The following is a 12,113-nucleotide window of genomic DNA, read 5'->3' as shown; positions in this document are numbered from 1 at the left end:
GTGAACGCGGATCAGTGGCCGAAAACGTTGCCTCAATACGGGCGGCTCCGCCGCAAAGCCTCATCCGCCTCCCGTTGTCAGAAACCTCACCGTCAGCACATCCTCTTGGTGTCTTTGTGTCTTGGTGGTTAATAAACAAAAAGAGCGGCCCCCCGCGAGGCCGCTCTCTTCATGTCCGGGCTGTTCCGCCGCCTTACAGGGCGGTGAAGAAGTCGTTGCCCTTGTCGTCGACGATGATGAAGGCCGGGAAGTCCTCGACCTCGATGCGCCAGATGGCTTCCATGCCCAGTTCCGGGTACTCCAGGACTTCCACCTTCTTGATGGCTTCCTGCGCCAGCTGCGCCGCCGCGCCGCCAATGGAGCCCAGGTAGAAGCCGCCGTGCTTCTCGCAGGCCTTGGTGACGGCGCGCGAACGGTTGCCCTTGGCGATCATCACCATCGACCCGCCGTGCTCCTGGAACAGGTCCACGTAGGCGTCCATGCGGCCCGCCGTGGTGGGGCCGAAGGAGCCCGACGGCATGCCTTCGGGCGTCTTGGCCGGCCCGGCGTAGTAGACGGCCATTTCCTTGAAGTACTCCGGCAGCCCTTCGCCCTTGTCCAGCCGTTCCTTCAGCTTGGCGTGGGCGATGTCGCGGGCGACGATCATGGGGCCGGTCAGGCTGACGCGGGTCTTGATCGGGTACTGCGACAGGGTTTCGCGGATTTCCTTCATGGGCCGGTTGAGGTCGATCTTCACCACCTCGTCCGACAGCTTCTCGGTCTTGACCTCCGGCATGTACTTGGCCGGGTTGGTCTCCATCTGCTCCAGGAACACGCCGTCGCGGGTGATCTTGCCGAGAATCTGGCGGTCGGCCGAGCACGACACGCCGATGCCGACGGGGCACGACGCGCCGTGGCGCGGCAGGCGGATGACGCGCACGTCGTGGCAGAAGTACTTGCCGCCGAACTGCGCCCCGATGCCCATGTCCTGGGTCATCTTCAGCACCATCTCTTCCGCTTCCAGATCACGGAAGGCGTGGCCGGCCTTGCTGCCCTCGGTCGGCAGGTTGTCCAGGTACTTGGCCGACGCCAGCTTGACCGTCTTCAGGTTGGTTTCGGCCGAGGTGCCGCCGATGACGATGGCCAGGTGGTACGGCGGACAGGCCGCGGTGCCGAGCGTGCGGATCTGCTCGTCCAGGAACTTGCGAAGGCTGTCGGGGTTCAGCAGCGCCTTGGTCTGCTGGTACAGGAAGGTCTTGTTGGCCGACCCGCCGCCCTTGGCCATGAACATGAACTTGTAGGCGTCGCCTTCGGTGGCGTAGAGGTCGATCTGCGCCGGCAGGTTGTTTCCGGTGTTGACCTCGTCGTACATGGTCAGCGGCGCCATCTGCGAGTAGCGCAGGTTCATCTTGGCATAGGCGTTGGCGACGCCGGCCGACAGGTAGTGCGCGTCGTTGGCGCCGGTCCACACGCCCTGGCCCTTCTTGCCCATGACGATGGCCGTGCCGGTGTCCTGGCACATGGGCAGCACCATGCCCGAGCTGATGTTGGCGTTCTTGAGCAGCTCCAGCGCCACGAAGCGGTCGTTCCGGCTGGCCTCCGGGTCGTCCATGATCTTGCGCAGCTGGGCCAGGTGGCCGGGCCGCAGCAGGTGGCTGACATCCTTGAAGGCTTCCTCCGCCAGCACGCTCAGCGCCATGGGATCGACCACGAGCACCTCGCGGCCGCCCAGCGTCTCCACGGACACATAGTCGCTGGTGATCTTGCGGTAGGGCGTGGTGTCGGCGCCCAGGGGGAACATCTCGGAGAAAGCGACGTCGATGGTCATGGCTCCAGCCTCGCAGGTCGGACATTAGGCGGACGGGCCCGCACGCGGGCTGGGGCCACCATACCAGCGGCCCGCCCGAGCGGGTAGGGAACTCTGCGGGGGAGTGTTTAGCGCAAGATCACTTCTTACGGAAGGCGTCGAGCGTCACGACGTTGTCGCCGCCCTTATCCTCGTCGCCGGAGTCGCCGCCTGCGCCGGGGCCGGCAGCCGGGCGCTCGTCGGAGGAGGGGTCGTGCAGCAGCACGTCGGCGTCCTCGTCGTCGAAGCCTTCGAAGTCGCCGAGGTCCGAATCGTCCTCGTCGTCCAGGATGCCCAGTTGGAACTGCAGGCCGAACTTGGCGTGCGGATCGGCGAAGGCGGTGACGGCAGAGAACGGAATCTCCAGCGTCTCCAGCTTGCCGCCGAAGCTCAGCCGTACGCTGAACATGTCCTGCGACACCAGCAGGTCGTGATACTGGTGCTGGAGGACGATGGTCATCGTCTCGGGATGCTGGGCGCGCAGGCGGTCGGGGATGTTCACCCCCGGCGCCTCGGTCGAGAACGTGATGTAGAAGTGGTGTTCGCCGGGAAGGCCTTCCGCGGCGGTGATCTCAAGCGCCCGACGCAGCACGCCCCGCAGGGCGTCCTCGACCATTTCCTCGTAGTTGAAGCCGGGGATGTCGTCGTGCTCGGTCAAGGCCTTGGGGTCCCGTTCTGTTTCACCGTGACGCCGTGCTCTGGGGGCACGGGCGGATGGGCGCCGGACGGACCCGGCCGGACGGGCGGGGCCGGAGGCGGAAGGTAAGTGGGAGGCTTCTGTTGCCAGGTGCCTCCCGGACCCCGCCTGACGGGGCTAACCGCCAGGGCTTCAATTTCGGTCACGACACCGCGTTACGCGGCGGCGCGAGCCGGAGCAAAGTTGTCGTTGGCAACTATTGCGTATGGCCCGATAACGGTGGAGCCATGCCGGACGCAACCTTCATCTTTACCACGCGCGTCGATCCTGTTTCGGCCCCGTCGAGAAGTTGGTGGAGCCGCCGGGTACTGCCCCCGGGTCCGCTACGCTTATTCCATGAAGGGTTTAGCGTCATAGTCGGGTGCGACCCGACAGGCCCTATATAGAACCCTTGCCGGGTCTTGCAAAGGGGTTTCCGTGAAAAAGCCCAGGCGCCGTAATGGTTCGTCCGCCGATCTGTCACCGCCATATCATTTTACCCGGAAAGCAGATGCGGGAATCATGCCAGTGGCCCGCACGGGGCCGGCACAAGGTTCCGCATGATACCGGGGGACGACGACATGCAGGACACGCAACCCTACAAAGTGCTGTTCGTGTGCTCGGGCAACAGCGCCCGCAGCATCCTGGCCGAGGCCATTCTCAACCGGATGGGGCAGGGGCGGTTCGTCGCCTACAGCGCCGGCAGCGATCCGGTGGGGCACGTGCATCCGGCGGCATCGCGCACGCTGGAGATGAACGGCCACGATCCGCGCACGGCGCGGTCCAAGACGTGGCTGGAATTCGCCGGTCCCGAAGCGCCGCGCCTGGACATGGTGTTCACCCTGTGCGACCGGGCGGCCGGCGAGGTCTGCCCCCACTGGCAGGGCGAGCCCGTGGTGGCCCACTGGGATCTGTCCGACCCGGCCGAGGCGCCGCTGCCCGACCAGATGGCGGCCTTCCATGCCACCTACATGGACCTCGAGCGCCGCATCACTTTGCTGACGGCCCTGCCGCTGGCGGCGTTGGACCGCCTGGCGCTCAAGGCCCGCCTGCGTGACATCGGCGGCGGCGGCACGGGGATGAGCGAGATGCCGCTGGCGGCGGGACCGGCGTGAGGCGTCGGTCCCGCCGGAGACGGAGTCGGTTCAGCGGAACCAGAACTTCGGCTTCTTCCGTTTTTTCGGAGCCTCGCCCATCTCGGCCGCCTCGCCGGTGAGCGATTTCCAGACAGTCTGCGCGATGGCGCCGTAGGCCTGCGCGTGGGCGCCGTCGGGATCATCGACCACGATGGGGCGGCCGGCGTCGGTGGTTTCGCGGATCTTCAGGTCCAGCGGGATTTCGCCCAGGAACGGCGCCTCCAGCTTTTCCGCCGTCTCACGCGCGCCGCCGTGGCCGAAGACCTCCTCGCGGTTGCCGCACTTGGGGCACTGGTAGTAGCTCATGTTCTCGACGATGCCGAGGACGGGGACCTCGACCTTGCGGAACATGTGCAGGCCCTTGCGCGCGTCCAGCAGCGCGATGTCCTGCGGCGTGGAGACGATCACCGCGCCCGACAGCGGCACCCGCTGGCACATGGTCAGCTGCGTGTCGCCCGTGCCCGGCGGCATGTCGACGATCATCACGTCCAGTTCCGGCCAGTCGACGTCGCGCAGAAGCTGTTCCAGCGCGCCCACCACCATGGGTCCGCGCCAGACCACCGGCGCCTCTTCCTCGACCATGAAGCCGATGGACATGACGGTGACGCCGTGGTTTTCCAGCGGCACGATCCGGTCGCCGCGGGTGCCGGGCTTCTTGTCGTGCAGGCCCATGATGCGCGGCACGCTGGGCCCGTAGATGTCGGCGTCGAACAGGCCGACCTTCAGCCCCAGACGGGCGAGGGCGAGCGCCAGGTTGGCGGCGGTGGTCGACTTGCCGACGCCGCCCTTGCCCGAGGCCACGGCGACGACGTGCTTGATGCTGGGCAGCGAAATCTGGCCCGGTCCGCCGCCGTGGCCGCCCACCTGCGGCCCGCCCTGGCGCGGCGCCTGCTGCTGCGGCGCGGCCTGCGGCTGCCTGGGCGGCGGAGCGGCGGTGGCACCCGTCGGGTTGGAGGCGGTGAGCACGGCGGTCACGGCCTCCACCCCCGGAAGCTCGGCGATGGTACGCTCGGCCTCGGCCCGCAGGGGCTCCAGGTCCGGACCCAGTTCGGCCGGCACCTCGATCATCAGCGTGACGCGCCCGCCGCTGATCACGGGGTCCTTCACCCAGCCCGTGGACACCAGGTCCGTGCCGGCCTGTTCGGACCGCACGCTCTTCAGTGCCTGGAGAATGGTGTCCTTATCGATTTCCGCCATCCTTGAAAACTCCTGAGACTTCCCGATATTCCACCCATCGACAAGGTCCGCCCGGCGCTCGCGACCCGGGCCTTCATTGCGCCCGGTAGTATAGGTCCCTATAAGGAATGGAGGACCGCGCGTCACGGGGCGGGTCTTGGGCTCGGATGATTTGTCACTGGGCGTGCTCCGGCCGGAGCCTGCTTGAGAGACACATTAATCATCCAGTCATCTGTTGGCGAAGAGGGATTTGTTCAATGGCCTGGAATCAGCAGGGCGGCCCCTGGGGCGGCGGCGGTAACAGCGGCGGCGGCGGTGGCGGCCCCTGGGGCGGCGGTCGCGGCCCCGGCGGAGGCGGCGGAGGCGGAGGCGGTGGCGGAAACCCGCCGCCCGACCTGGAAGAGATGCTCCGCAAGGCCCAGGACAAGATGCGCCGGATATTCCCCGGCGGCGGCGGTCCCGGTGGGGGCGGCGGCCGCGGCGGTGCGGGCGGCGGCGGCATCGGTCCGAAGACCGTGGTGCTCGTGGTCGCGGGCGTGCTCATCGCCTGGGGCCTGACCGGCTTTTATCGCGTGCAGCCCGACGAGCAGGGCGTGGAGCTTCTGTTCGGCGAGTACGTCAAGAATACGGGGCCCGGCCTGAACTACTGGTTCCCGTCGCCCATCGGGTCGGTGGAAACGCCGAAGGTCACCATCACCAACCAGATCACCGTCGGCTTCCGCGGCAGCGGAGACCCGCGCGCCGGCTCCGCCCGCGACGTGCCGGAAGAGAGCATGATGCTGACGGGCGACCAGAACATCATCGACACGGACTTCATCGTGCAGTGGCGCATCGCCGACGCCGGCAAGTTCCTGTTCAACATCCGCGACCCCGAGACCACCGTGAAGGCCGCCGCCGAGTCGGCCATGCGCGAGGTGATCGGCCAGACGCCCCTTGAATCGGCCATGACCGACGGCCGTATCGAGGTGCAGGCGCGGGCGCAGGACCTGCTGCAGTCCGTTCTCGACGAATACGAGGCCGGCATCAGCATTCTCGACGTCAAACTGCTGAAGGCCGACCCGCCGGAGGAAGTCATCGACGCGTTCAACGACGTGCAGCGCGCCCGCCAGGACAAGGAGCGCCTGCAGAACGAGGCCCAGGCCTACCGCAACGACATCGTTCCCCGCGCCAAGGGTGAGGCGGAGCGCATGATTCAGGAGGCCCAGGCCTACAAGCAGAAGGTCATCGCCGACGCCGAGGGTGAGGCGCAGCGCTTCACGTCGGTGCTGGAAAGCTACAACACCGCCCAGGACGTGACCACCAAGCGCCTGTATCTGGAAGCGCTGCAGGAAGTGCTTGCCAACAGCGACAAGGTCCTTGTGGACGCGGGCGCCCAGGGTTCGGGCGTGGTTCCGTACCTGCCGCTGCCCGAATTGCAGAAGCGCCAGCCCGGTGATCGCCGCGACAACACCGGCGGCACCGGCGGCAGCCAGACGCCGCAGCGCTCGGCCCCGTCGCCCACCTTCTCCTCCACCACCGCGCAGGAGGCCGCCCGATGAAAAAGTCCACCCTTGCCATTCTCGGCATCGCCGTGGCGGTCGTGGCGATCGTCCTCAATGCCTCCCTGTTCACCGTGCACCAGACCGAACAGGCGCTCGTGCTGCAGTTCGGCAGCCCCAAGCGGGTGGAGACCGAGCCCGGCCTGAAGTTCAAGGTCCCGTTCATCCAGAACGTGGTCCGCTACGACAGCCGCGTGCTCGACCTGGACCCGCCGGGCCAGCAGGTGCCTCTGCGTGACCAGAAGCGCATCATCGTCGACACCTATGCCCGCTACGAAATCGTCGACCCGCTGAAGTTCTACCAGACGGTTCGCGGCGAACTGGGCCTGCGCGACCGCTTCGGCTCCATCCTCAACTCGGCGGTCCGAGACCAGCTGGGTGAGGCCGACCTGACCGACCTGCTGGCCGAAAGCCGTGGCCGCGTCATGGAGGAGATCACCGACGCCGTGCGCCGCCGCGCCGACGAGTTCGGCATCAAGGTGGTCGACGTCCGCATCGGCCGCACGGACCTGCCGCAGGAAACCAGCCAGTCGGTGTTCAACCGCATGCGCTCCAGCCGTATCGCCCAGGCCGCCCAACTGCGCGCCGAAGGCGAGGAGCTGAAGGCCAAGATCCAGGCCGAGGCCGACCGCGACCGCACGGTCATCCTGGCCGAGGCGCGCAAGACCGGCGAGATCCTGCGTGGTCAGGGCGACGGCGACCGTAACCGCATCCTGGGCGAATCCTATGGCGCGAACCCCGAGTTCTTCGCCTTCTACCGCTCCATGGACGCCTACCGCCAGGCGCTGGGGAACGGCGGCACGACCATGGTGCTGAGCCCGGATAGCGATTTCTTCCGCTATTTCGATCAGGCTCCCTCCAACGGCCAGATCCCGCAGCTGTCCTCGGCGGGACAGCAGGATGGCGGGGCCGGCGCCTCGGCGCAGTAGGCCGACGCCTTTGCCAGACAGGGCGCGGACCGCGATCATCGCGGCCGCGCCCTTTTCCTGTCCGGCGGCTGGCGCCGGCACGATAAGCCTTCTTCCACGACATCCTGCCCCGCCATGACCGAAGACCTGCTTGCCGCGCTCGCCCTCGCCATCGCCTTGGAGGGCGCAGTCTATGCCCTGTTTCCCGGTCGCATGAAGGCCATGATCGCCCAGGTGCTGACCCTGCCCGACGGGGCCTTGCGCGCGGCCGGTCTGGCCGCCTGCGCCGTCGGCGTGCTGCTGGCCTGGCTGGTGCGTGGCTGAAGCGCCGGGAGGCGCTTCCGCCGGTGCCCGATTTTCGCCACGCGCGGGAGCAACGATGATCCGGCCAAAAGCATAGTGCCTATGGAACCAGAAGCCGCCGCGTCCTACATTGAAACGCGACTTTTCCGCGTTCTTCCCGGCCGGGGCCGCACGCACCGCGCGCGCATTTCTCGTCCGGGGCCCGCTTTCACCGCTTCCGCCTTGAATGGAGAGGTATCCGTGACAGGATCGATCCGCACCCCCATCCCGGCCGCCGGCCGCTGGCTGTCCGCGCTGGTGGTCGTCGGCGCCCTGATGCTCGGCGCCGCCGCGCAGCAGCCGGCGCAGGCGCAGAACGGCGCCCCCGCCAGCTTCGCCGACATGGCGGAACGCCTGCTGCCGGCGGTGGTCAACATCTCCACCACCACCACCCTGGGCGGCGAGCGCGGGCCGCAGATGCCGCAGTTTCCGCCGGGCAGCCCGTTCGAGGACTTCTTCCGCGAGTTCTTCGACCGCCAGCAGGCGCCCAGCGTTCCGCGCCGCGCCACCTCGCTGGGGTCGGGCTTCGTCATCGACGGCGACGACGGCTACATCGTCACCAACAACCATGTGATCGAGGGCGCGGAGGAGGTCACCGTCATCCTCCAGGACGACACCGCGCTGACGGCCGAGGTCATCGGTCGCGATCCCAAGACCGACGTGGCGGTGCTGAAGGTCGACAACGACGAGGAACTGCCGTCGGTTCAGTGGGGCGACAGCGACACCGCGCGCGTCGGCGACTGGGTGATCGCCATCGGCAACCCCTTCGGCCTGGGCGGCACGGTGACCGCCGGCATCATCTCGGCGCGGGCGCGCAACATCAACGCCGGCCCTTATGACAACTTCATCCAGACCGACGCCTCCATCAACCGCGGCAACTCGGGCGGGCCGCTGTTCGACATGGACGGCCGCGTGGTCGGCGTGAACACCGCCATCTACTCCCCGGCCGGCGGCGGTTCGGTCGGCATCGGTTTCGCCACACCGTCGAACCTGGCCCGCAACGTGGTCGAGGACCTGATCGAGTACGGCGAAGTCAAGCGCGGCTGGCTGGGCGTGCGCATCCAGACCGTGACCGACGAGATCGCCGACAGCCTGGGCCTGGAGGGCGCGCAGGGCGCCCTGGTCGCCAGCGTGCAGCCGGACGGCCCGGCGGCGGCGGCCGGCATCCAGCCCGGCGACGTGATCCTGCGCTGGGACGACCAGGCCATCAACGAGATGCGCAACCTGCCCAAGGCCGTGGCCGAGACCGAGATCGGGCGGACGGTGGATGTCATCGTCTGGCGCGACGGTGAACGCCGGACCATCGATGTCGAGGTGGCGGAGCTGCAGGAAGAGGAGGCCGCTGCGTTCGCCGGCGAGCCGAACGGCAACGGCCCGACGCCGGAGCAGACCGGGTCCGAGGTGCCGGCGCTGGGCCTGTCGGTGCAGCCGCTGGATCTGGAGGCCCGCGAAACCTACGGCATTCCCGACGACGTGCAGACGGGCGTCGTGGTGTCGGACCTGTCCACCGACAGTGACGCCGCGCAGAAGGGCATCCGCCCGGGCGACGTGATCGCCGAGGTCAACCAGACCCGCGTCTCTTCCGCCGCGGAAATCCGCGAGCAGGTGGCCCAGGCGCGCGACAACGGCCGCAAGTCGGTCCTGCTCATGGTTCAGGGCGACACCGGCAGCCGCTTCGTGGCCGTGCGCATCGGCGAGGAAGGCTGACGCAGGCGCAGTCCGCGGAAGAACGGGAAGGGGCGGTCCGTGCGGGCCGCCCCTTTCTCTTTGCGCGGGCGGCGGCTAAAGTGCGCGGCATGAAGCGCGTCGATTTCTACCATCTGCAACGCTGGCCGCTGGAACAGGCCCTGCCGCCGCTGCTGTCCAAGGTGCAGGAGAGCGGCCAGCGCGCCGTGGTGCTGACGGCCTCGCGCGAGCGGGCGGAGGCCCTGTCGGCCGTGCTGTGGACCTGGAAGCCCGACAGCTGGCTGCCCCACGGCACTCCCGGCGACGGCTTTGACGCTGAACAGCCCGTGTGGCTGGCGGAAAAAGACACGCGCCCCAACGGCGCGGCCATACTGCTGCTCACCGACGGCATGACCTCGTCGCGCATGGACGAGTACGACCGCTGCCTGGACCTGTTCGACGGCCGTGACCCCGACGCCGTGCAGTCCGCCCGCGAACGCTGGAAGGCCTGCCGCGACAAGGGCTGGGAGATGCACTACTGGCAGCAGACCGAGCGCGGGGGCTGGACGGAGAAGGCCAGCGCGAACACGGACGCCTCGCACCAGAGCGGCTGACGCCGCGCGGGCTGGTGCCCGCACCCGCCAGGGAGGCAAGCCTCCCGAACTCGCGGGCGCTCGGTGATGAATCGCGATAGACGGATTTCTTGATAGCCTCGTTCGCAGCCGAGGGCCCAACTGCCCGGTATGCCGCATCGCCTAAAGCGGATGTGGGCGCGCCGCGCCCACACGAACAGCGGAGCCTGGGGCGCCGCCCCAAGCGCGTCAGCGCTCAGGCTCCCGCCGCCATGGCCTCCTCGTAGGCCTCGGACGCCTCAAGCCACGCCATTTCCGTTTCCTCAAGCTGCTTGACCACCTCGCCCAGTTCGATCTGGAGGGCCGAGACCTTGTCCGCCGGGCCGTCGTAGAGCTTGGGGTCGGCCAGCTTGGCCTCCAGCGCGTCCTTCTGCGCCGTCAGCTTTTCCATCTTCTTTTCAGCCGCTTGCGCCTGTTTCTTCAGCGGTGCCAGCTTCTGGCGCAGCTCGGCGGCGGCGCGGCGGTCTTCCTTGCGGTTGGCGGCGGACTGGGCGGGGGCCTCGTCGGCGCCGTTGGCCGCGCGGGCGTCGGCCTTGGCCTCGCGCCGGGCCTCGCGCGCCTGGTCGAGCAGCAGGCGGCGGTAGTCCTGCATGTCGCCGTCGAAGGGCTTGACGCCGCCGTCGGCGACCAGCCACAGGCGGTCGGCCACCAGTTCCACCAGGTGCGGGTCGTGCGAGATGAGCACGACGGCGCCCTCGAACACGTTGAGGGCCTCGATCAGCGCGTCGCGGGTGTCGATGTCCAGGTGGTTGGTCGGCTCGTCGAGCACCAGGACGTGCGGCGCGTCGTGGGTCATGAGCGCGATGAGCAGCCGCGCCTTTTCGCCGCCCGACAGTTGCTCCACCCGGTTGTCGGCCAGTTGCGCGCCGAAGCCGAAGCGTCCCAGGTGGGCGCGGACCTTGGTGTCGTTGACGCCCGGCATCAGCTTCGCCATGTGCTGCAGCGGCGTGCCGAGGGGGTTCAACTCCTCCGTCTGGTGCTGGGCGAAGTAGCCGACGCGCAGCTTGGTGGAGGCCTTGAGGGTGCCCTCCATCAGCGCAAGCCGCCCGGTGATGATCTTCGCAAGCGTCGACTTGCCGTTGCCGTTCGCACCCAGCAGCGCGATGCGGTCGTCCATGTCGATGCGGAAGTTCAGCCGCCGCAGGACAGGCTTGCCGTCATAGCCCGCCGTGCCGCCGTCCACCTGGATGAGCGGCGGGGCCAGTTCCTCGGGCTGGGGGAAGTCGAACTGGATGCCCTTGTCTTCCACGATGGGGATGACGGGCTCCATTTTCTCCAGCATTTTCAGGCGGCTTTGCGCCTGGCGGGCCTTGGTGGCCTTGGCGCGGAAGCGGTCGACGAAGCTTTGCAGATGGGCGCGGCGGGCCTCCTGCTTGACCGCCTGCTTCTCGCGCAGTTCCATCATCTCGCGGCGCATGCGGGCGAAATCGTCGTAGTCGCCCATGTAGCTGACCAGCTTGCCCTTATCCAGATGCAGAATGCGCTGGCAGACCTTGTTCAGCAGGTCGCGGTCGTGGCTGACGATGATGAGCGTGCCCGGATAGGCGGCCAGGTAGTTCTCCAGCCAGATGGTCGCTTCCAGGTCCAGGTGGTTGGTCGGCTCGTCGAGCAGCAGCAGGTCCGGCCGGGCGAACAGGGCGGCGGCCAGGGCGACACGCATGCGCCAGCCGCCCGAGAAATCGCGCACGGGCCGCGCCTGCGCCTCCGCCGAAAAGCCCAGGCCCGACAGGATCGACGCCGCCCGCGCCGGGGCGGAATGCGCGTCGATGGCGTTCAGTCGCTCGTGGATTTCCGCCAACCGGTGGGCGTCGGCCTCGTCCTCTGCCCGTGGCAGGTCGGCGAGCAGGGCGGCGCGCTCCTTGTCGGCCGCCAGCACGCAATCCAGCAGGGTGTCGTCGCCGGCCGGAGCTTCCTGCGCCACCCGGCCGACGCTGGCGCGCGGGCGCACGGTGACGTCGCCGCCGTCGGGCGCGGTTTCGTTCAGGATCAGGCGCAGCAGCGTGGACTTGCCGGTGCCGTTGCGGCCGACGAGGCCGACGCGCTGGCCCGCCGGGATGTGGGCGGTGGCGCCATCCAGAAGCACCCGGCCGCCGATGCGATAGACGAGGTCGTTGATGTGCAGCATGGGCCGCTCTTACCACAGCCCGCGCGCGCCGGGAACGGGGCTGTTGGGGCTGGCGGCGCAATGGCCCTGTCGGAGGGCGCGGCGGGGCTG

General features: G+C 68.4%; 10 protein-coding genes and 1 other RNA gene. 6 read left to right on the top strand and 5 right to left on the bottom strand.

From position 1 onward, the window contains the following. Positions 1 to 193 precede the first annotated feature (193 nt). The 3 genes from C882_RS18715 to ssrA form a co-directional block, all read right to left on the bottom strand. Complete coding sequence (locus C882_RS18715; RefSeq protein WP_009542235.1) at positions 194 to 1,807, bottom strand: fumarate hydratase; 1,614 nt, start codon at positions 1,805 to 1,807, stop codon at positions 194 to 196. Between the two features lie 118 nt (positions 1,808 to 1,925). Next, complete coding sequence (locus C882_RS18710) at positions 1,926 to 2,483, bottom strand: SspB family protein (RefSeq protein ID WP_009542234.1); 558 nt, start codon at positions 2,481 to 2,483, stop codon at positions 1,926 to 1,928. Between the two features lie 107 nt (positions 2,484 to 2,590). Further along, positions 2,591 to 2,934, bottom strand: a transfer-messenger RNA (tmRNA) gene (ssrA, locus tag C882_RS24160). Between the two features lie 148 nt (positions 2,935 to 3,082). Here ssrA and C882_RS18705 point away from each other — a divergent pair. After that, on the top strand, positions 3,083 to 3,616 hold the full coding sequence (locus C882_RS18705) for an arsenate reductase ArsC (RefSeq protein ID WP_009542233.1): 534 nt from the start codon (positions 3,083 to 3,085) through the stop codon (positions 3,614 to 3,616). Positions 3,617 to 3,646: 30 nt separating this feature from the next. Here the strand turns inward: C882_RS18705 and C882_RS18700 are convergent, their stop codons facing one another. After that, positions 3,647 to 4,834 (bottom strand): Mrp/NBP35 family ATP-binding protein, encoded by a 1,188-nt coding sequence (locus C882_RS18700; protein ID WP_009542232.1) that lies wholly within the window; start codon positions 4,832 to 4,834, stop codon positions 3,647 to 3,649. A 236-nt stretch (positions 4,835 to 5,070) separates the two neighbouring features. Between C882_RS18700 and hflK the strand changes: the two genes are divergently transcribed. The 5 genes from hflK to C882_RS18675 all read left to right on the top strand — a co-directional run bounded on the left by hflK (position 5,071) and on the right by C882_RS18675 (position 9,880). Beyond that, on the top strand, positions 5,071 to 6,351 hold the full coding sequence (hflK, locus tag C882_RS18695) for an FtsH protease activity modulator HflK (RefSeq protein ID WP_009542231.1): 1,281 nt from the start codon (positions 5,071 to 5,073) through the stop codon (positions 6,349 to 6,351). Next, on the top strand, positions 6,348 to 7,280 hold the full coding sequence (gene hflC, locus C882_RS18690) for a protease modulator HflC (protein WP_009542230.1): 933 nt from the start codon (positions 6,348 to 6,350) through the stop codon (positions 7,278 to 7,280). The genes hflK and hflC overlap by 4 nt, the downstream gene beginning before the upstream one ends. Positions 7,281 to 7,394: 114 nt before the next feature. After that, positions 7,395 to 7,583, top strand: coding sequence for a DUF2065 domain-containing protein (locus C882_RS18685; protein ID WP_009542229.1), 189 nt, complete (start codon positions 7,395 to 7,397; stop codon positions 7,581 to 7,583). A gap of 219 nt (positions 7,584 to 7,802) precedes the next feature. Beyond that, complete coding sequence (locus tag C882_RS18680; RefSeq protein WP_009542228.1) at positions 7,803 to 9,308, top strand: DegQ family serine endoprotease; 1,506 nt, start codon at positions 7,803 to 7,805, stop codon at positions 9,306 to 9,308. A gap of 89 nt (positions 9,309 to 9,397) precedes the next feature. Continuing rightward, the gene (locus C882_RS18675; protein ID WP_043646454.1) at positions 9,398 to 9,880 is read left to right on the top strand and encodes a DNA polymerase III subunit chi; all 483 of its coding nucleotides are present in this window, start codon (positions 9,398 to 9,400) and stop codon (positions 9,878 to 9,880) included. 214 nt (positions 9,881 to 10,094) lie between these two features. Here C882_RS18675 and C882_RS18670 read toward each other — a convergent pair whose 3' ends face one another. Further along, positions 10,095 to 12,023 (bottom strand): ABC-F family ATP-binding cassette domain-containing protein, encoded by a 1,929-nt coding sequence (locus tag C882_RS18670; protein WP_009542226.1) that lies wholly within the window; start codon positions 12,021 to 12,023, stop codon positions 10,095 to 10,097. Between the last annotated feature and the right edge of the window lie 90 nt (positions 12,024 to 12,113).

Origin of the sequence: Caenispirillum salinarum AK4, assembly GCF_000315795.1 — a bacterium.
GTDB lineage: Bacteria > Pseudomonadota > Alphaproteobacteria > Rhodospirillales > Rhodospirillaceae > Caenispirillum > Caenispirillum salinarum.
The sequence above is the reverse complement of the archived record's forward strand: the minus strand, read 5'-3'. Positions and strand labels throughout refer to the sequence as shown.

Coding starts and splice junctions, on each gene's coding strand:
- C882_RS18715 (WP_009542235.1), bottom strand. CDS start 1,807: ATGACCATCGACGTCGCTTTCTCCGAGATGTTCCCCCTGGGCGCCGAC.
- C882_RS18705 (WP_009542233.1), top strand. CDS start 3,083: ATGCAGGACACGCAACCCTACAAAGTGCTGTTCGTGTGCTCGGGCAAC.
- C882_RS18700 (WP_009542232.1), bottom strand. CDS start 4,834: ATGGCGGAAATCGATAAGGACACCATTCTCCAGGCACTGAAGAGCGTG.
- hflK (WP_009542231.1), top strand. CDS start 5,071: ATGGCCTGGAATCAGCAGGGCGGCCCCTGGGGCGGCGGCGGTAACAGC.
- hflC (WP_009542230.1), top strand. CDS start 6,348: ATGAAAAAGTCCACCCTTGCCATTCTCGGCATCGCCGTGGCGGTCGTG.
- C882_RS18685 (WP_009542229.1), top strand. CDS start 7,395: ATGACCGAAGACCTGCTTGCCGCGCTCGCCCTCGCCATCGCCTTGGAG.
- C882_RS18675 (WP_043646454.1), top strand. CDS start 9,398: ATGAAGCGCGTCGATTTCTACCATCTGCAACGCTGGCCGCTGGAACAG.
- C882_RS18670 (WP_009542226.1), bottom strand. CDS start 12,023: ATGCTGCACATCAACGACCTCGTCTATCGCATCGGCGGCCGGGTGCTT.